This is a genomic window from Neorhizobium sp. 05N33 (assembly GCF_056397445.1).
On record NZ_JBFTNK010000019.1, the window covers coordinates 1 to 19,650 of the forward strand.

Below are 19,650 nucleotides of genomic sequence, written 5' to 3' on the forward strand. Positions count from 1 at the left end.
TCCTTCCCGAGGAGCTCCTTCCCGAGGAGCATGCCGGCGGCCCGGCTGATGTTCATAACCTGGCCGTTGTCGAACTCCAGCAGTTCCACCCGGTTGGTCGAGGACGCCCAGTTCTTGATGGTGATCTTGTCCTCGATGTCCTTGATCACCAGGGTGTCGTTGGCAAGGTCCCTGATCGAGATGATCAGGTCGTTGCCGTACTTCTGGACAATGATGTCCTCGATCCCGATCCCGGCGCCAAACCGGATCCGGTCYCCAAGCATCATACCGCCGACACTGCTTCCGGGATCCGAAATAGTATCTTTCCCATCGCCCCTTCCAAAGGAATAGCGATCATCCGCAGTCGTTCCCTTGAGCTTGTCCGCACCTGACGTGCCCAGGATGATGACCGATTTGCCGTCGGCATTTATAAGTGTGCGACTAACTTCCGCTACCGATCCATCAGGTTTGTAAGTCGTCGTGACGCGAATTACGCTGCCGTCGGCCTGTGTGGTTGTTTCATCCTTGAGATCTATAGTTCCATCGTTATTGTTGTCCTTCAGGAGGCTGATGATATTGCCGTCAGCGCTGACGGTCATCGTACCCGTGGCGATCGTGGCGCCGGCACTGTTAGTATCGACTATCGAGGTGACGGAGCGACCATCCATCAGGATGCGGGAGGTCTCGACATGCTCGTAGGTGCCATTATTATCGTAGTCGCTTTTGACGACCTTGGTCAGACCGTCGGCGCCGAAGGTTGTCGACAGCTTCGCCGCGACAGCGGAATTCCACGTAATGACCCTCGGATCCAATGATGGCGTCAACGCGGCTTGAGTATTGACGATTGTTGCAGTCCATGCACCTGTTACATCCCACACGACAGTTTCCGTGTGGTCGACGTCGCCATCGCCATCGTCATCTCGGGTGATGGTCTGGGTTCGGCCGTCGGCGCTGGTAACGGTTGTCTCGTTTCGCATCATTGTATTGGATGCGGTATAATTCGTGGCAATCTGTTTCGAGCTGCCGTCGGCATTCTTGGTAGCGACCAAAACCCGCGTCTGGTCAAACGCACCGTCGCCGTCAAAATCCCAATGTAGGGTCGATGTTCTTCCATCGAAGCTCACGGTTTTGACCGTCCGACTCGCTAGGTTTCCGTTGCTCAAGTAATTGGAGATCGTCGTGATCGAGTTTCCGTCGATCGATTGCTCCTTGAGTTCGACCTGGTCGATCTTGCCGTCTCCAAGGAGATCACGCTCGGTCAGCGAGGTCAGTCCGTCACCTTGGACGGTTTTGGTGACGATTGCGGTTACGCTACCATCGGCGGCTTGTTCGGTGGTTACGGTGCGGCTCCCAGTATCGGCCAGGGATTTCGTGGATGCCGTTCGCGTGCGGTCGAAGAAACCGTCGCCATTCAGATCTTCTTGCACGGTCAGCGTCCGACCATCGGCGCTGGCCAGGGTCACGTATTTGGAAAGCGTCGAACCGTCCGACTTCTTGTTGACGACGGTGCGCGTGCGGGTGCCGTCGGGGTTGATCACAGTGATGTCTGTGAAGGTCTCTGTGGTGTTGCCACCAGGCGCAGCCGTTATCCGCGAGACGGATGTGGACAGGCCATTGCCCGAGATTGTGGTCACCTCCTGCATCGTCATGGCGCCGGCAGCGTAGTTGGTGACAGTCCGAGTCTCCGAGCCGTCCTCGTTGAGTGTGATGATGTCCGTCTCGCTCTTGCCATACGAGCCCGAGCCGGTCAGATCCCACTGTCGATTGATGCTAAGGCCATTACCGCTGGTGGTAATGATGGCCTTGTTGCGCAGCGTCCTAACTTCGGACGACGCGTAGGTAACATTGAACTCCGAGACTGTCCGAACACGGCTGCCATCGACATTGGTAGCCGTGATATCTGTCAACGCCCAGTCGAGGCGGTTGAGCGATGCCAAGGACTGCGGCATATGTTCACGCGTTATCGACAGACCATCGGCACTTGTCGTCACCCTCGTCTCGCCGACGACGGTCGATCCGCTGTAATCGATATAGGTTGCTACCGAGCTACCTGTGGGCATGATAGTGACGGTGACGATCTGATCGTTGACCGAATTGCCGTCTAGGTCGGTGGACGTCGTTTTGATCAACCCGTGGTTGCTGACCGTGACAGTGACTTTATCGTTGAGGACGTTGCCGGTCTTGTAGTTGGTGGTGGTGACGACGCTGCTGCCGTCGGCGTTCAAAACCGTCCTCTTCACCTCCTTATGCGAGAAGGCGCCGTTGCCGTTTCCATCCCAAATGCTGGTTACAGTCAGGCCGTCGGCGCTGGTGTCGATCGTGGTGCCGTGCTGGAGTGCATGGCCTCCGTCGAGTTCGGTGACCTTGCGCGTCGAGCTCCCGTCGGCATTGTGGACGGTCGCGTCGGTGATCTCTCGCTCGTAGACGGAATCGCCATCGAGATCGACTTGCACAACACTGATCAGGCCGTTGCCGCTGACCGTTGAGACCGCCTTGGACTCCAACTGCCCGGCGTCGAACGTCGAGGCCGTCGTCGTCTTGCTTCCGTTGCTATTGACGAGAATGGCGGTCGTTTGATCGTTGACAGCGTCGCCATCGAAGTCGGCGTCGATCGTCACCGCCTTCTGATCGGTCGCTGTCGTCGTCACTACCTTCGAGATCAGCACCGAACCGGGTAGCGTATGAAGGCTTTCAGTTTTGATCGTGCCGCCATTGGAGTTCAAGGCGAGGGTGTCGACGCTCTTGACGTCCATGATGCCGTCGCCGTTGTAGTCCGTCTGGGTGACTACAGACAGCCCCGTGGCACTGATGTTGATCGTTTTTTGGCTAAGGACCGAGGCGTTCTGGGCAGTTTCAACAATTGTTTGTGTAGCCGATCCGTCGGCATTGAAACCTGTCAAGCCGGAGACGATCCGCTCGTAGACGCCGTTGCCGTCGCGATCTGCTTTGGTGTTGATCGAGTATCCGGTTGCATCGGTCCAGACGTAGCTTTTCGACAACACGGTATTGTTCGCACTGAGATTGGATACGATATGCGTCGTCGACGAGTCGGCATTGATCGCGGTGACGTCGGTGACGAGGCCATCCCAGGTGCCGTCGCCGTTGACGTCCGTCTTGGTCGTGATCGATAGCTTGCTGGCGGAAGTGACCTGCTCGACGTTGCTCTTCAGCGTGCCGTTTGCGTTGTATTCGCTGTTCGTCAGCATGCGGACGCCGTCGATACCAATGGAATCCACCACCGTCACATCGTTATGGAAGTCGCCATTGGCATCGGTCTGCGTCTTCAGCGTCCGCTTGTCGGCGCTGAGAGTTGACGTCGTCTTCTGCATCATCGAGCCGTTGCGACTGGTGGCAATGGCAGTCGTGGTGCGGCTGCCGTCGCCGTTCAGCACGACTGTCCTGGTCGCCGTCGAATCGAAATACCCGTCACCGGTGAGGTCCTGCTGCGCCGTTGTCGTCAGGCCGTCGGCGCTCCGCGTCGTCACGGTCTTAGCGATCAGAGTATCGTTGCCACTTTTCAGAAGCTCGGTAGCAGTGCTACTGCCGTCGCCGTTCAGCGTTACAGCATTGCTTTTCGTGCGGTCGTAGAAACCGTCGCCATCGAGATCGGTCCGCGTGGTAACCGAGAGCCCGTCGGCGTTGGTGTTTATTTGTTCCTGGCCGAGGAGCGTGCCGTTTGAGGCGAGCACCGACGACGTCTTGGTGGTTGCGCCCGTTCCGTCGGCGAGAATCGAGGCGGTGCGATCCCAGGCGCCGTCGCCGTTGATATCCTCGTTCAGTGATATCGTACGCTGGTCGTTGCTGACCGACTGCACCGACTTCGACAAAAGCGTATTGTCGCCGCTCGTTACCGTCTTGGTGGTAACGCGTGTCCCGCCTGCATCGACACTCACCTGGCTCAAGATACGGTCGAGGACGGTGTCGCCGGTCAGATCCTGCTGCACTATATTCGACAACCCGTCGCCGGAGGTCGTGGTTATAGTCCTGCCGTGCAGCGTGTCAGTTCGGTCCCGCTTTTCTTCGGTGATGACGACATCGCCATTTGCGAGCATGGTGGTGACATAGCTCTGCTTGACGTCCACCAGCGCGTCGCCGTTCTTGTCGGTATCGACGGTTCGGATCGCACCGTTGGCGCTGGTCGACGTTGTCTCGCTGGAGATCAGCGCGTTATCGCCACCGCGGTCGCTGACGGTCTTCGTCCGGCCGCCGTCGCCGTTGACGACCGTCGCTTCCGTTCGGGTCAGTTCATAGGCGCCATTGCCCTCGCGGTCCGTCTTGATGGTCTTCGTCAGGCCGTCGGCGGTGACGGTGATCAGCACGTCCTTCAAAAGCGCGCCGCTGACGGAAAGCTCCTTCGTCCGCGTCGACGAACTGCCGTCGGCATTCTCGGTATATTGCTGCGTTTGGTTGTTGACGCCGTCGCCGTCCTGGTCGAGTTCGGTCAGTACCGACTTCAGATCAGCGCTGGTGGTCGTCTTCATCCTGTACGCCAGCGATCCGTCGGCGCGGAAGGTCGAGACGGTCTCGCTCTTCGAGCCGTCACCGTTCAACACCCGCTGCACGCTCTGGGAACGATCGACAACCGCATCGCCATCGTCGTCGTACTGGGTCGTGGTGGTCAGGCCATCGGCGCTGACAGTGATGACTTCCTTGAAGGCGAGGCTGCCATCTGGATTGTAGGCCTTGAGATCCGTCGTCGTCGAACCGTCTGCATTGGTCGTCGGTGTGCGGACGATCTTGTAGCCCTTGTCCTCCATGGCGAAGGCAGCATCGCCGACCAGGCCGGTCGTGCCATCGGCGCGGGTGAAGTTCGAGGTTCCAGCAATGGCAGACCCATCCATAAACGACTGTCCGCTTCCGGTCGCAGTTAAATCTATGGACACGATGCCCAGTGCCGCAAGCGTCACCAACTGGCCGTTGACCATAATCCGAAAGTCGGACCAGCGTGCGTCGCCGCTGTCGAGTTCTCCGTCGTGATCGGTATCGAATACCTTTTTCAGAGCGTCAAAATCGCTCTCTGAACCAGGATCCCATTCGGTAAAGATGAATTCTTTCTTGTCGCTGATCTTTTCGTCGCCGTCAGCATCCAGAACCAGCACGCCGTCGCCCGCATCGACCCAGGCAGTCCGGTGCTCGTAGCCGTCGCCCTCCATCTCGACGAATGTATGGGACGTGTTCAACTGCTCGATTGAAAGACCATCGCCGTCAAGATCGAACAAAACCGGTTTGCCGCTTGACGTGCCACCTGGGCCTGATTGTTCATTCTCTTGCGACTCTCCACCGCCGGACTTGCCGGAAATGCCAGCCGATGGGCTGCTTGGGCGCGATGTCGGAACCGGGCCGATCTCCGGCAGACTAGGGTAACCGCCGGACGATTGAGTTGATGGAAATCCATAACTGACGCTGTGGGATACAAAATCATAGGCGATGAATTCGCTTTGTGGAGCTACGCGATCCGGTCTGGGCGTCGGCACCGGCCCGATTTGCGGCAAACTCGGAAAATTCTCTGACGAAGAGTCGTCCCAATAATAGGTCGCTGGATTCTGGTTGTCCCGCCACGGGGACATAACACTTGGCAAACTATCCGGTCTCGGCGTTGGGACCGGTCCGATTTGCGGCAAATCGGGATAGTTGCTTGAACTGCTCCATTCACCATATGTCGCCGGATTCTGGTTGTCCCGGCGCGGGGACACGGCACCCGTCAAACTGTCAGGCCTCTGGGTCGGCACTGGCCCGATTTGCGGCAAGTCGGGATAGTTATCTGAGATATTCCAGTCGCCGTAGGTCATTGGATTTTGGTTGTCGCGGCGAGGAGCATTTAGCGCCCTCATTTGATCCAGCACGTCCCTACCGTCCAACACCTCCGTCCGAAAATTTTCCCTTTTGAACCCCCCGTCATTAAAATATGTGGTCCGGTCGGTCGACAGGATATCTCCCTTGCCATTCCTGCCTAATATCTGGGTTCTTTCGACGACGGTGGAGTTGGGCGTCGTGTATCGATTTTCGACAGGTAGACCACGTGCGATATAAGGGTCGAGTGGGGCGAAAGGCTTTCCTAGATTCTTGATAAATGCTTCTGCGCCCGTTTCACCCAAATAGCCCCCAATTACGCCGAGTGCGAGCCCGCCAACGAGACCCCCAACGGGGCCAGCAACCATAAAGCCCACGCCGGCGCCCACTTCCCCTAACGCGAATCCCCCCGCAACAGAGCCCGCCAAACCTGCCGACTCCTCCAACACGTTCTGGTGTGTCCCATTTTTCCACGCATCAATGACATCGACTGAACCTATTAACGCTCCGGCGCCGGTCCCTAAATATCGCCCCATGTTGAGACCGGTAAAAAGGTCGACGATCCCATACTTCAACGACATCGTAAAATCGAGGATGAAGGCAACGTCGTCGTCAATACCAAAATCAGGTTGCTGATCTTCTGAAGAGCTGCTCATGGCTATCTCTTATTCAAACGATGAAATAATGCTGCGGTTGAAAAGGCGCACGCTTGAGAGAAAAAAGTAGACATTCCCAAGAGAAATGGGAAAAAATATGCCGTAAAGAAGCGAGACGTGCCAACATATCTTTTTTCAGAAATCCCAACGTGATGGAATAGCAATATGTACGTCAATAAAAAAGCAATAAGATAAAATATCAGCACGCCAATTATCATTCCATTTTCGTATTTTCCGACGAAATATACCGTTTTTTTCTTAGAAAATACAAATATCGCGGAAGAGAATACGATTATGTTCGAGACTATATAACTCAGAACTCCGCTGATATAATAGAACCCGGAAAAATTGTCGTATTTATTTAAATCTTGGAATCGATCTTGAAATGATTTACTCAAATTTAAAGTAGCAAACAATAAATCTTTAAAAAATCCAATAGATAAAAAATACCCTAATAAATATGTCGAGGACGCGACCATTATTATCGATGCTATAGTTGCAATATTTATGTACCTCTGAAGTTGAGGGTGGTCTTTTATGTGGAAGGGGAAAATTTTACTACTGTCGATTTTTGGCATTTTAAGCTCTGAGATTTCGCGGGCTAATCCAGTACAGCAAAAATAACAATTTGCGTGCCCTAACCCTGTACTACATAAGCCCCACCCACAAACCTCGCCCCTGCCGCCTTCATCAATCGATCCGTCGCCTTGATGTTCGAGCCGGTTGTCACGTGAATGGAGGAATGGCTCGCATTGAGCGAGACTGCCCATTGCCTGACAGCGGCGACGAGCGCCAGAAAGATCTTCGCCCGCCGGACCGGCCCCAGCTTCAGGTCTACGGCGATCACGTGCACATTGGCAAACAGCGGACCGTCGGAAAGCATATACGAATCCGCAGTCGCCCACGCCACACCCGACGCCACACCGCCCCATTCCGCTACAATACCGACCATACGCGGCGGACGAGAGAGGATCGTCTCGAAGTGCTTTTTCAGCTTCCAGTCGGAAAAAGGCTGGCTGCGAAACACCGTGGTCGCATGATGCTGGATCATGATGTCGCGTACTACAGGTATGTCCCCCTCGTCAAAAAGGCGAACACGCAGACCAGAAACAGATTTCCGGTCAGCCTCGATTTCTGGGCGAGCGAAAGCGCTCGCGGAAAGCGATTGTTGTGAAATGTCCATAGATGATTTTGCCCCAAACCCTATCAACAGGGAAGGCATCGCACTGCATCCGATGGTTGTCAATCGAGGGTGTGAAAAATATTAACGAAGTAAACCCGATACGCTGCGACAGCCGCTTCGCGGAAGACTTCATAGTGGCATCCTCGATGTTGATACCTGGGGTGACGCTCGTGAAACAACGGGTGAGCGCTGTACCAGGCTGATGGCGAAGCCGAAGCCAGGCAAGCTGGACGATAGTTATTCGTAGCCTCGTGTTCCTAGCTTTCGATACTCTTTGCTCGCCTGTTGCAACCGTGTTGCGCGGACTTGTTTGCACCACAGGCGCAACACGCTGAAAAGCGCAGATGCGCCAAGCACTTAATATCTTGAAAGAAATGGTGCCCGGAGGCGGATTTGAACCACCGACACGCGGATTTTCAATCCGCTGCTCTACCAACTGAGCTATCCGGGCATCGAGGCCTTAGGCCTTCCGGCCGAGGCCGGCGGGGGTCATTTCCCCCGGAGCGAGCGGGGTTATAACATCTTGTTCGGCCATGTCCAGCGCCAGAACCCACTTTTTTGAGAGGTTTGCGAAAATCGCGATTTCCTGAACAAAAACAGGCGCGATCTGCCCGGCTCAGTCGTCCGAACCGTCGGCCTTGGTCTCATCGTCCGAGACCGGAATGGCGTAGGAGCCCGTCAGCCAGCGCGACAGGTCCAGCGTGCGGCAGCGGTCGGAGCAGAAGGGATAGTGGTCGCGCGCCGATGGCTTGCCGCATTCCGGGCAGGGTCTCGTCTTGCGGAGCGGCTCGACCTTGCCACCGGTCTTGATCGGTTCGGATGTCATTTTAGAATACTCCTTTCTACAGGGGGGCGTGGCGCTTCGGCAGCTTTTGATTGCCGAAGACACCCTGCAGGCGCAGCCGGAGCACCTTTCGGCATGCTCCATCGGCTTGCTCTATTGGCCTGCGCCGTCTGAACCAGCCTTTTCAGCCTTCCGGCCAGGCCGCCGCCACGTCGAAGCCTTCGCCGGTCAAAAGCCCCGTCACCTCGAAAAGCGGCAAGCCGACGACGTTGGTGTAGGAGCCGACCAGCTTCTGCACGAACGATCCGGCAATTCCCTGGATCGCGTAGGCGCCCGCCTTGCCGCGCCATTGCCCGGACGCGATATAGTTGTCGATCTCGCGGGTGGAAAGCCGCTTGAAGCGCACCTTGGTCTGCACCACCTTCTGGCGGAACTGGCCGCCGGGGGTGATCAGGCAGATGCCGGTATAGACCCAGTGTCCGCGCCCGGAGAGCAGGTGCAGGGCAGACGAGGCCTGCTCCGTATATTCGGTCTTTTCGAGAATGCGGCGACCGACGGCGACCACCGTGTCGGCCGACAGGATATAGCTGTGCCGCCAGGCCGGATCGTTGCGGATGGCGCCGAGCGCCGCTTCGGCCTTTTCCGTCGAAAGCCGGCGGGCGAGCGAGCGCGGATGTTCGGATTTCTTCGGCGTCTCGTCGATATCCATCGGCATCAGCCGCGCCGGCGCGATGCCGGCCTGGTTGAGGAGGTCGAGACGGCGCGGAGAACCGGAGGCCAGTATCAGCTTTTGTTCCAGCGCCATGAGAGCCCGCCGCGGATGAAGGGATTTTACTTGAAGCGGTAGGTGATACGGCCCTTGGTCAGGTCGTAGGGCGTCATTTCGACAAGCACCTTGTCACCGGCGAGAACGCGGATACGGTTCTTGCGCATGCGGCCGGCTGTATGGGCGATGATCTCGTGTTCGTTTTCGAGCTTCACGCGGAACGTCGCGTTGGGCAGGAGTTCGGTCACGACGCCCGGGAATTCGAGGACTTCTTCTTTAGCCATCTATAGTTTTTCTTCCTGTGTTGGGTTGGGCCGGCAACGCTTTTCGCGCCCGCCCGGAAATTTGCGCGGAAACTACACAATCGTGTCCGCTTTGTGAACCTCGCTTGCGCGCTATTCTCAATGTCGTTTCAAGTCACATCCGGCAGGCCGTTTCAGGCGGTCTCGGCGGGGTGCCGGCTGATGCCGGAAAGCCGCTCGTCGATCAGCCGCCAGAGGTGGTCTCGAACCTCACGATAGGCATCGAGCATCTGGTCGCGGGTGCCGGTCGCAGCGGTCGGATCCATGGTCGGCCAATAGACCACGTCGACGGCATTGGCCCGGGTCAGTTCCAGCGCGGCATGGTGGGCTTCCGGCGTCAGCGTGACGATCAGGTCGAAAAAATCGTCCTCGAGCTCTTCGAGCGTACGCGGCTGGTGGCGGCCGATCGAAAGGCCGACCTCCTCCAGCACCGCATCCACGAAGGGATCGCGCTCTCCGGAGCGCACGCCCGCCGACTGGACGTAGATATCGGGTGGCAGCAGCCGCTTTGCAATGGCCTCCGCCATCGGCGAACGGATGATGTTGAAGCCGCACATAAAAAGGATGGCGCCCGGTCTCTTGGTTTTGGTCTCCGGCGCGAGCACTGCTTCCATGCTCAACCGCGCCAGTAAAGCACGCAGACCAGCGTGAAAAGCCGGCGGGCCGTGTTGAAATCGACGCGGATCTTGCCGTCCAGCCGGTCCATCAACGTCTGCGAGCCTTCGTTGTGGACGCCGCGCCGACCCATGTCGATCGCCTCGATGCGGCTCGGGGTAGAGGAACGGATCGCCTCATAATAGCTTTCGCAGATCATGAAGTAGTCCTTGATGATCCGCCGGAAGGGCGTCAGCGACAGGATATGGGTCGCGACCTCGTCGCCCCTTTCGGTGGTGATGCCGAGCACCAGCTTGGCGTCGACGAGCGAGAGCTTCAGCTTGTAGGGGCCGCCGGCATGGCCGGACGGCTCGAAGGAGTTTTCCTCGACCAGGTCGAAGATGGCGACCGCCCGCTCGTGCTCCACATCGGGCGTCGAACGCCCGATCGAGTCGTCCAGGACGACATCGTAAAGCCGGAAGTCGCCTCGCCCCATCCGTCAGCCCTCGTCGTCGAGGGGCAGGCCGTTCAGGCGGATTGCGACGGAACGGGCGTGCGCATCGAGCCCTTCGGAATGCGCAAGCGTGATCGCCGCCGGCGCCAGCTGGCGCAGCTGATTCGGCCCAAGCCGCAAAATCGAGGTGCGCTTGACGAAATCGAGCACCGAAAGGCCCGAGGAAAAACGGGCCGAACGGGCGGTCGGCAGCACGTGGTTTGAGCCGCCGACATAATCGCCGATCACTTCCGGCGTATGGCGGCCGACGAAGATCGCGCCGGCATTGCGGATGCCCGGCAGCAGCGCGTCAGGATCGGCAACGGCGAGTTCCAGGTGCTCGGCGGCAATCCGGTTGGCGAGCGGTAGCGCCGCCTTGAGGTCCGGCACCAGGATGACAGCGCCGAAATCGCGCCAGCTCGCCGCGGCGGTTTGCGAACGCGACAGGGTTTTCAGCTGGCGCTCGACCGCCGCCTCCACCGCCTTGCCGAGCCCGGCGTCATCGGTGACGAGGATCGACTGGGCGCCGGCATCATGTTCGGCCTGGGCGAGCAGGTCCGCGGCCAGCCAGTCCGGATCGTTTTCGCTATCGGCAATGACCAGGACTTCCGAAGGACCGGCGATCATGTCGATGCCGACCGTGCCGAAGACATGTCGCTTGGCGGCCGCCACAAAGGCATTGCCGGGGCCGACGATTTTGGCGACAGGGGCGATCGTCTCTGTGCCATAGGCGAGCGCTGCCACGGCCTGGGCGCCGCCGACGCGGTAGATCTCGGTCACGCCGGCGATGCGGGCGGCGGCCAGCACGGCGGGATTGATCGTACCGCCGTTGGCGGGCACGACCATGACCACGCGCGGCACGCCGGCGACCTTTGCCGGCACCGCATTCATCAGCACCGAGCTCGGATAGCTGGCGGTGCCGCCGGGAACATAGAGGCCGACCGCCTCGATCGCCGTCCAGCGGGAGCCCAAGCCGACGCCGATCGCGTCCTCGTAGATGTCGTCCTTCGGCATCTGGCGGGCATGGTGGCGCTCGATACGCTCGGCGGCGAACTTCAGGGCGCCGACGACCTTCCGGTCGGTCTCGGCGAAGGCGGCGTCGATCTCGGCCTCGGTCACCTTTATTCCGACCGTGGCGAGGTCGATACCGTCGAAACGGGCGGAATAATCGATCAGTGCCTGGTCGCCGCGGGCGCGCACATCGTCGATGATGGCGCGTACCACCGTATTCACATCTTCCGAGACCTCCCGCTTGGTCGAGAGAAATGCGGAAAACTTCGCCTCAAAATCCTGCGACGCCTGATCCAACCAGATTGCCAAGCGGATATCCCTTCCAGCTCAAAAAACGATGTTATCCCGCTCAGACCGTTCGGGCAAAGGGGCCAGATCAGGGATGACGGGGCTTCGACGCCGTTTCCCATGCGCCGCCGACATCCGCAAGAGCAACTTCGATGCATTCGACATCGAGCGCAATCGTCGATTTGCCGGAAAGCACCAGTTCGATCGTCCCTTCCGGGCCGTCGCCCTTCTGCGAGAAGGTGATCGCCAAAAGCGACAGGACCTCGTCTTTCCGGCCGCGATTGACGCCCGTCGAGCGCACCGCCTCGACCCGCTTGAAGACGATGGCCGAGCGGCGGCGTTCGAAACTTTTACGTTTTTTCTCACCGGCATTTTCCCAGACGAAGCGGTTGGCCGCGAGCGAGAAGTTTCGTTCGGGCTGCGACCAGCGCACGTCACCCACCTTGAAGACCGCATCCTGCATATGGGCGGAAATGACACCCAGGTCGTCCGGGTCGAGGGCCAGCAGCTTCAAGTCGGTCATCGCTTCCAATATCCATTAAGAGGCGCGCGTTCACGCGAATGTTCCTGGGACTTGAGATAGGATGTGGCGAGCCAAGAAGCAACGGCGGCAAGCGAGACAGCACCAGGCCCTATCGCCAGCTGCTTTCGTCCTTGAATCAATCGGACCCTCATTAGCAAACATCTACTTCGCCGCCTCCGCGCTGAGCTACCGCCGGCCGCGAAGAACATCGTCGCCCCCATATCTTGGTCCGCCCAAATAATTTTGCCGTGCCAGCTCGTCGATCAGTTGATAAACGTCACAGGCTGAGAATGGAGCCTTTACTAGATCCCACATCTCCGATTAATGAAGACATTCTTTTTCGTTGGGCAACATGCATATGCAGATTAGATACGAAATGCGGCCGGGTGCTTAAGCGACGAGTTGTGCAACTGCTAGTCGCAAGTGCGATCAGCGTGCTGTCTATCTTCCTGCTGATGAGGGCGGTGGATTGGCGACATGCGGTTGAGATCTTCCATCAGGGGGCATCCGTTCGCTGGCTTGCCCTGTTTCCAATCGCCGCAATCGGCATCGTGGTCCTTTGCGGACTTAGATGGCGTATGATGGTTGGATCCAACCTCAACAGTGGTGCCGCTTTCATCGCTGCCATCCTGGGACTGGGCGGGAATATGCTCCTTCCTGCCAGAGGTGGCGACCTAGTGCGGGCCCATTACACCCGGGAAAAGGCCAAGATCCCCTATTCGAGTATCGTTAGCAGACTTCTTGTCGAGAAAGTGATCGACTTGTCTACCGTTTTCGCACTTGGAATAATTGGTATCTTCGTAGTTGGAGGTCCTTATTCCATACGTGATTCCAGTGTTTTGGTCTGGGCCATCGTGATAGGAGGAGGCAGTACTGCGCTTTTTGTTATAGTGCTGGTGCGATTCCAAAGTGCCCTGGTATCGATATTGCAACCGTTGTTCCGGCTCGTGCGCACGCCGCATTTCTTTGAAAAGCATGTTGTTCCATTGCTCAGCGATGTCAGAGAAAGCCTGTCCTTCTCGCTCATGACGGTACCTGCAATAATAACGCTAGCTATGTGGCTTTTTGTTTATTCACCTGCGTATATCGTAGTTGCCAATTTCACCGGAGTGGTGCTTTCCTATCAGGAAGCGCTACTTGTGCTGTTTGCTGGCACACTCGGTCTTATGATCCCCGCGGCCCCCTCCGGTATTGGAACATATCACGCTTCGGTCGTCTCGGTCTTTATTCTCATGGGGCGCCCAGCATCCGAAGGGCTGTTGCTTGCCACGGCTGTCCATTTCCTGTTCTTTCTAGTCTATGCCATTCCTGCATTGTTGATGTTCGGCTGCATAAGTGCCGCCCGCATGCTGCCAAGGAACGTTGAATGAGACGCTATTTCTACACCTTGCTTCGAAGGTATCTATCTCTATTTGTCCTCGATCAAAACGTGGTCGTTGAAATCGATCCGACTACGAATGCAATCGTTGGGGAAATGCCCAATGGCCGAATTGCGTTTCGCAATCTACCGGGAGCAGGATCTCCGACAAGTTCTTTCCCGGTTGAGAAAGTAATCGAGTTTTCGCAGATAAGGGATGCAGAACCCGAGTATCTCGTCATAACCGGGCTGATCCACTATGAGCGCGATATCCAAAGCCTCTTCCGCAGCGTCCGGGAGGTTTGTCCGCCTGATTGTCGTTTGTTGTTGACTTACTATAGCAGCTTATGGAAGCCGCTTGCCACGCTTGCCTCCAGACTTGGGTACCGGACAAAGGCACCCGAACCGAACTGGCTCGCTCATGAAGATGTAAGCAATCTCCTGACCCTTGAGGGTTTCGAGCTTATTCGTTTGGACCAAAAGGTCCTGATCCCACTCTACGTTCCCGTGATCAGCAATTTTGTGAACCGTTATCTTGCACCTTTGCCGATTATCCGTAATTTTTGTCTGCTAAATATAGCTTTGGCAAGGCCGGTGCTCGATGTTGCACCTTCTATTACTCCCTCGGTTTCCATCGTCGTGCCTGCCCGAAACGAAGCACTTAACATCGAGTCGATTGTCACTCGTATTCCGCCGATGGGACCTGAGGACGAGATCATCTTTATCGAAGGAAACTCGACAGACGGCACTTGGGAGGCGATCAAGGCCGCTCAGGCGCGTCACCCGGAGCGGCGAATTCTCATCGGTCAACAGGAGGGCAAGGGAAAAGGGGATGCCGTACGCAAGGGATTTGCGATGGCAACGCGGGATATATTGATGATCCTCGATGCCGACATGACAGTCCCACCAGAGGATCTTCCCAAATTTTTCGATGCGATTAGAAGCGGCAAGGGTGAATTCATCAACGGTACCCGCTTGGTATATCCGATGGAAAAGAAAGCGATGCGCTTCTTCAACCTTCTCGGTAACAAGTTCTTTGCTGTGGCCTTCTCATTCGTCCTGAGCCAGCGCTACAAGGACACGCTCTGCGGAACCAAGGTGATTAGCCGAAGCAATTACACGAAACTAAGTTTCAACCGCTCGTTCTTTGGCGATTTTGACCCATTCGGCGATTTCGACCTGATCTTCGGGGCGGCAAGAATGGGGCTCAAGATCATTGAGGTGCCGATCATCTACCGCGAGCGGCAGTACGGTGAGACGAATATTTCCCGTTGGCGTCATGGCACAATTCTGCTCGCGATGCTCATCTTCGCGGCGCGTAAGATAAAGTTTCGCTGACATGGAAAGCACTTCCTATGAATCTGATCTTGAGGAAACGCTGGGCAACCGCGAGCGACTGCGATCCAATCCCAATCTGTTATACTGGTACGAGCAATTGTATCGATATCAGTTCGCTTACGAGCCCGGCATTGAATCGGCCAAGATCCTCGAAATCGGAAGCGGTACCTCACCACTCAAGCAATTTGTCCCTAATGTCACCACATCCGATGTGCTGGCCCTTGACTATCTGGACCTGGTTTTCGATTGTCACCGCATTCGCGATCTCGCCGAGATTCCAGACCGGAGCGTTGATGTCATCACGATGACAAATGTTCTTCATCATCTGAAAGATCCTCTAGCATTCCTACGTGACGCAACCGCGAAGTTGGTTCCAGGTGGTCGAGTCTATTTTGCAGAGCCGTTCTTTTCGGTTCTTTCGTATCCGATGTATCGGCTGCTTCATCACGAACCCGTTGATTTCAACATCGAGAGACCTGTGCTGAACCGGGTGCATGGTCCTCTTTCGACTTCGAACCAGGCGATGCCGCATATGATATTCTTTTCGCGGCCGGAGTGGCTCGCGGAACTGGGGGATGTTTACGATCTCAAACAGACGGATGTGCGATATTTCTCAGGTATTTCCTATCCGCTCACCGGTGGCATATCACGGCGTTTTCCGATTCCGGCACCCATATACAAACTCGTCCACAGCATCGATCAGGCGCTGGTGAGGCGTCTCCCACGTGTTCTTGCGTCGTTCTTTGTCGGGACCCTGGTAGCCTCCAAATGAAAGCAAAGCATGCAGTTTATCGGATCGCGAACGGCTTTTTCGAATATGGCTACCCCATTTATTTTCCCCTCTATTCTGGGTGGAAGGCTTTTGCCGATCGTCGCGAACGGGCGCTGATCCGTGGCATTCTCCGACGAGGAATGACCGTTATCGACATAGGTGCGAACATCGGCGTATATACTCGCTTTCTCTCGCGCAGAGTCGGCTCCTCGGGCGAAGTCCACGCATTTGAACCGTCGGAACTTAATTTCCTGCGACTCGGCCAGTCGGCATCGAAGCTTAACAATGTATTCCTCAACCAAGCGGCTGTGGGGGATCGCAGCGGGACTACGATGCTTTTTGTCTCCCAGGAACTTAATGTTGATCATCGCACTTTCGATAGCGGTGATGGTCGCAAAGAGGTGCCGGTCAGGGTCATTGCACTCGATGACCACTTCTCCCCTGCAAAACGCATCGATTTCATGAAAATCGATGTCCAAGGGTTCGAGCTAAGTGTGTTGAAGGGGGCAACTCGAATCCTCAAAGAAAACCGAGATCTTAAAATCTTGATGGAGTTCTGGCCCTTCGGGCTGAAACAGGCGTCGACCTCTGCGCGCGAGTTGATCGATTTTGCCCGAGATTTAGGGTTTTCCGTCGAACCGGTGCCTGACTCAGGTTCACCATCAATCGAGATGATGCTCGCAGCGCCCGTCAGCCTCGAAAACTACTGGAATGTTGTCCTTTCTCGTACGTGAAAGGACTGTGGGGGAAACGCAATGTTATCGACTGCGGCTAAAGTCAGGATTGCCCGCTGGCTTTCTACAATCGTCCTCGGTGGTCGGAGCCTTCTGGGGCTCTCGTCCAACGTAACGGTTCATCGACGAGGCATCAAATGGCAGTTGAACCTGAAGGAAGGTATCGATCTAGCAATCTATGTATTGGGCGGCTTCGAGGTGAGGACGCTCAAGCGTTATGAAGTGCTAATCAAGGAGGGCGATGTCGTGTTGGACATCGGAGCCAATATCGGCGCGCATACCCTGCCCCTTGCAAGTCTTGTTGGTTCATCGGGCAAGGTCTATTCGTTCGAGCCGACAGCCTATGCCTACAGCAAACAACTCGTAAATATCGGCCTGAACCCAGGTCTGGCCCCTCGCATTGCTGCAAACCAGATCATGCTGACAGACTCCGACTCGTCTACATTGCCGGAGGCAATATATTCAAGCTGGCCACTTGAGTCCGCCGAAGATTTGCACATTGAACATCGTGGACGCCTGATGGGCACCGAGGGAGCAAAAGTTTCTACCTTGGACGCGTTCCTTGAAGGGAACGCTGTAAAGCGCGTCGATTTTATCAAGATTGACGTAGACGGCAACGAAGCTTCGCTCCTAAGGGGAGCCAAGGCATCATTGGTCAAATTTAAGCCCCGGATCATGATTGAGCTCGCCCCCTATGTGCATGGGGACAACCCAAATGAATTTGATGAGCTGGTGGCTGGAATTACGGCTCTTGGCTATCATTTCGACGATATGGCAACCGGCAAACGCTTGCCGTCAGATCCTTCCAAACTGAAGGCTTTCATCCCACCGCTGGGTGGATTGAATGTGCTGGCAACCTCAAGCCATTAAATACTGCAGATTCAACAGAAGGCCGTTGCGACTCGGCCTCATCATCGACGACAAAACCATCCGGGCCGGTGGCCGATCCTCACCGGTCACGCGGCGGTTCCGTCGCTTGCAGTCGAATTGGTCTTATGGGCGACGGCCTGTTGATTGGATGTCGTTACGCCCATTGCCGACATAATCACATCGAGGATTGTGAAGGCGGCTATAAGTGGGAGGTTCTTGACGCCAAACACCGAGGCAATACCTGTCTTCCAACCGAACCACTCCTGCGTTAGGCCTTGTAGCGAATAGCTCCAGATGAGTGGCGCCGGCAGGTGCCGTTGTGAGGTTACCGAAAGCCCGGCCCGCTGGAGCAGCCCCGAGAGCCGTTCGAAGTTGTAAAGGTTCAAATGACGCGGGAAATAGTAGCCGCCCCAGGTGCCACGAGCGAAGAGGCGGCGATCCCAGCCGTCGGTATTGGGTGTCTCTATCAACATGCAGCCATTCGGGGTAAGGGCCGATACGAGCCGCCGCGTGCTTTCTTCTGGCTCCCATAAATGCTCAATGAGCTGCAACATCAGGATCAGGTCGAAAGACTGGTACGGAAGCTCCGCCGCTTCAAGCGACGCCTCAATTAGCGCTATCTGGCCAGCTTCTAAGGCCGTCCGCGTGGCTGCTGGAAAATGCCAGTCGAGACCGAAGAGCTGAATATCTGGACGTCGGCTTCGAATGGCCAGCAGCAACTCTCCATTACCGCAACCCACGTCAAGAACGCGCGCTCCACTGGGAAGCGCTCTCATAACGGCATCGATACGCCTCAGGTTCACGACCGTCTTCAACCGTCCAAGCAGGCTGGAGCCGGCGCGAAACCGCTCTGAGAATGTTCCGTAGTTCGACGGGTACATAAGCGGCAGGGAAGCCTGCGTCGGTTGCGGATTGAGGTATATGTGGCCACAAGCGTGGCAACAGACCTGTTGAAACTGCTCGGATGTGCCGTGATAAATGTAATCCTTACCGGTAGCAGCCACCGCGAAATCATGGCTGCCACACCCAGAACATCTCGTCGGCTTTGTTTCGATAGTCACGATATGAGCAGGCTCCAAAATTATTGTCAGGTCGTCAGCGCGTCCTCGACCGGATCGCTGAAATCATCGTGCGTCCGATTCTTAGAAAGTTCGACGAATTTTCGAAATCCGCTCTTTTGCAGACAGCCGGGAAAACGTTTGTAAAACCCTCTTTCCACAAAATGGCGATGTAGAAAAGCGAGATTATGCTGCGGCACGCTCGGAAATAAATGGTGTTCTATATGATAGTTGAAATTGGCTTGATACATCAGCCATTTCTCGAAAAAATTGGGGAGTGTGGTGCGGGCAAGCGGCGTCAAACGAATTTCACCATTGTTCATGGTGGGATAGTCCTCCGGCTGATGCTCGGCAATCGTTCTGATGATGTTCAACACGATAGCTACGGCGATAATTGGATACACCCACAAGAGAAAATATAAATACCAGCGGCCGGTTCCGATGCAGGCTGCGAGCAGAACTAAATTAAAAATGACCGTGACAAGTGGAGCAATCCATTGCGGTGATACCGCGGCTGAAGCCGCCGCGGCCTTTCTCGCCCCTGGACCGTATTTGTTGATTACTAGCCAAAGCCCCAGGCCCCCAGATAGAGCTTTCGCCAGAACCCACGACAGTGCCCAAGGGCCTTTGATCGATTGGCGATACGGATAGCTATCACCATCGTCAGCTGTCCCAAGATGAGCGTGATGTGTCATGTGGCGTGAACGATAAGCGGCTACCGACATCCCCACCGGACCTGCAAAAAACAGGTCGCACCAGATATCGTTGGATCGTTTCCCGAGCCTTAGATGGTAATGGGACGCTTCGTGGACCCACAGCAGCATGGCCTGAGTAATGGCACAGTTGACTAGGAATGGTATCCACGCCAGCCACAATGGGCCATACAGAGCGAGAGCCCAGGACACCAACAATTGTATCCAGATTGCTGTCGTCGCCCAGGATACCGCTGATGGTCGAGGCGTGTAGAGCGACTTCACGTAATCCATGTCGAGCAACGCGCGCGCTGTTTTCATGCAATCGGCAAACTGGGCATCCATAGTTTAAATCCATACCAGAATCTGAATAGGCTTTGGTGCTATACTATTTTTCAGGCGTTATTAAGAGCAACCCTGCCCCGTGGTGGTCCCCACCCGTGGGATAGGGAAAAGGCCG

Annotated in this window: 16 protein-coding genes and 1 tRNA gene; 5 read left to right on the forward strand and 12 right to left on the reverse strand. The window is 56.2% G+C overall.

What is annotated here, in order from left to right; translation table 11 throughout:
• The 10 genes from AC1DLT_RS27820 to AC1DLT_RS27865 all read right to left on the reverse strand — a co-directional run.
• The coding region (locus AC1DLT_RS27820) for a calcium-binding protein (protein WP_477488878.1) at positions 1–6,425 on the reverse strand (6,425 nt) is incomplete at its 3' end.
• A gap of 637 nt (positions 6,426–7,062) precedes the next feature.
• Positions 7,063–7,647 carry a GNAT family N-acetyltransferase gene (locus AC1DLT_RS27825; protein WP_477488879.1) on the reverse strand — a complete coding sequence of 195 codons (585 nt, stop codon included), beginning with the start codon at positions 7,645–7,647 and terminating at the stop codon, positions 7,063–7,065.
• 336 nt (positions 7,648–7,983) lie between these two features.
• Positions 7,984–8,059, reverse strand: a tRNA-Phe gene (locus tag AC1DLT_RS27830).
• Positions 8,060–8,224: 165 nt separating this feature from the next.
• Entirely contained in the window at positions 8,225–8,434 is a 210-nt protein-coding gene (gene yacG, locus AC1DLT_RS27835; protein WP_046607348.1) for a DNA gyrase inhibitor YacG, read from the reverse strand.
• 142 nt (positions 8,435–8,576) lie between these two features.
• The gene (locus tag AC1DLT_RS27840) at positions 8,577–9,197 is read right to left on the reverse strand and encodes a Maf-like protein (protein WP_247036656.1); all 621 of its coding nucleotides are present in this window, start codon (positions 9,195–9,197) and stop codon (positions 8,577–8,579) included.
• Positions 9,198–9,223: 26 nt separating this feature from the next.
• Complete coding sequence (gene infA, locus AC1DLT_RS27845; RefSeq protein WP_004435948.1) at positions 9,224–9,442, reverse strand: translation initiation factor IF-1; 219 nt, start codon at positions 9,440–9,442, stop codon at positions 9,224–9,226.
• A gap of 152 nt (positions 9,443–9,594) precedes the next feature.
• Complete coding sequence (locus AC1DLT_RS27850) at positions 9,595–10,074, reverse strand: arsenate-mycothiol transferase ArsC (RefSeq protein WP_040124542.1); 480 nt, start codon at positions 10,072–10,074, stop codon at positions 9,595–9,597.
• A 2-nt stretch (positions 10,075–10,076) separates the two neighbouring features.
• Positions 10,077–10,550, reverse strand: a complete 474-nt coding sequence (locus tag AC1DLT_RS27855; protein ID WP_247137069.1) for a UPF0262 family protein — start codon at positions 10,548–10,550, stop codon at positions 10,077–10,079.
• 3 nt (positions 10,551–10,553) lie between these two features.
• Positions 10,554–11,867, reverse strand: coding sequence for a histidinol dehydrogenase (hisD, locus tag AC1DLT_RS27860; RefSeq protein WP_477488880.1), 1,314 nt, complete (start codon positions 11,865–11,867; stop codon positions 10,554–10,556).
• Positions 11,868–11,934: 67 nt separating this feature from the next.
• Positions 11,935–12,369, reverse strand: coding sequence for a DUF2948 family protein (locus AC1DLT_RS27865; RefSeq protein WP_247039173.1), 435 nt, complete (start codon positions 12,367–12,369; stop codon positions 11,935–11,937).
• A gap of 404 nt (positions 12,370–12,773) precedes the next feature.
• On the opposite strand from AC1DLT_RS27865, the gene AC1DLT_RS27870 reads away from it, so the two are divergent.
• Genes AC1DLT_RS27870 through AC1DLT_RS27890 form a run of 5 tightly spaced genes read left to right on the forward strand, consistent with a single transcriptional unit; the run spans position 12,774 to position 17,440 of the window.
• Positions 12,774–13,739 (forward strand): lysylphosphatidylglycerol synthase transmembrane domain-containing protein, encoded by a 966-nt coding sequence (locus AC1DLT_RS27870; protein ID WP_477488881.1) that lies wholly within the window; start codon positions 12,774–12,776, stop codon positions 13,737–13,739.
• On the forward strand, positions 13,736–15,064 hold the full coding sequence (locus AC1DLT_RS27875) for a glycosyltransferase family 2 protein (protein ID WP_477488882.1): 1,329 nt from the start codon (positions 13,736–13,738) through the stop codon (positions 15,062–15,064). The genes AC1DLT_RS27870 and AC1DLT_RS27875 overlap by 4 nt, the downstream gene beginning before the upstream one ends.
• A gap of 1 nt (position 15,065) precedes the next feature.
• Positions 15,066–15,836 carry a class I SAM-dependent methyltransferase gene (locus tag AC1DLT_RS27880; RefSeq protein WP_477488883.1) on the forward strand — a complete coding sequence of 257 codons (771 nt, stop codon included), beginning with the start codon at positions 15,066–15,068 and terminating at the stop codon, positions 15,834–15,836.
• Positions 15,833–16,570 carry an FkbM family methyltransferase gene (locus AC1DLT_RS27885; protein ID WP_477488884.1) on the forward strand — a complete coding sequence of 246 codons (738 nt, stop codon included), beginning with the start codon at positions 15,833–15,835 and terminating at the stop codon, positions 16,568–16,570. The genes AC1DLT_RS27880 and AC1DLT_RS27885 overlap by 4 nt, the downstream gene beginning before the upstream one ends.
• A gap of 21 nt (positions 16,571–16,591) precedes the next feature.
• A complete protein-coding gene (locus AC1DLT_RS27890; RefSeq protein ID WP_477488885.1) occupies positions 16,592–17,440 on the forward strand; it encodes an FkbM family methyltransferase in 849 nt (282 codons plus the stop codon).
• 86 nt (positions 17,441–17,526) lie between these two features.
• On the opposite strand, the gene AC1DLT_RS27895 is transcribed toward AC1DLT_RS27890, so the two are convergent.
• Positions 17,527–18,501, reverse strand: coding sequence for a class I SAM-dependent methyltransferase (locus AC1DLT_RS27895; RefSeq protein WP_477488886.1), 975 nt, complete (start codon positions 18,499–18,501; stop codon positions 17,527–17,529).
• Positions 18,502–18,527: 26 nt separating this feature from the next.
• On the reverse strand, positions 18,528–19,535 hold the full coding sequence (locus AC1DLT_RS27900; protein ID WP_477488887.1) for a fatty acid desaturase family protein: 1,008 nt from the start codon (positions 19,533–19,535) through the stop codon (positions 18,528–18,530).
• Positions 19,536–19,650 lie beyond the last annotated feature (115 nt).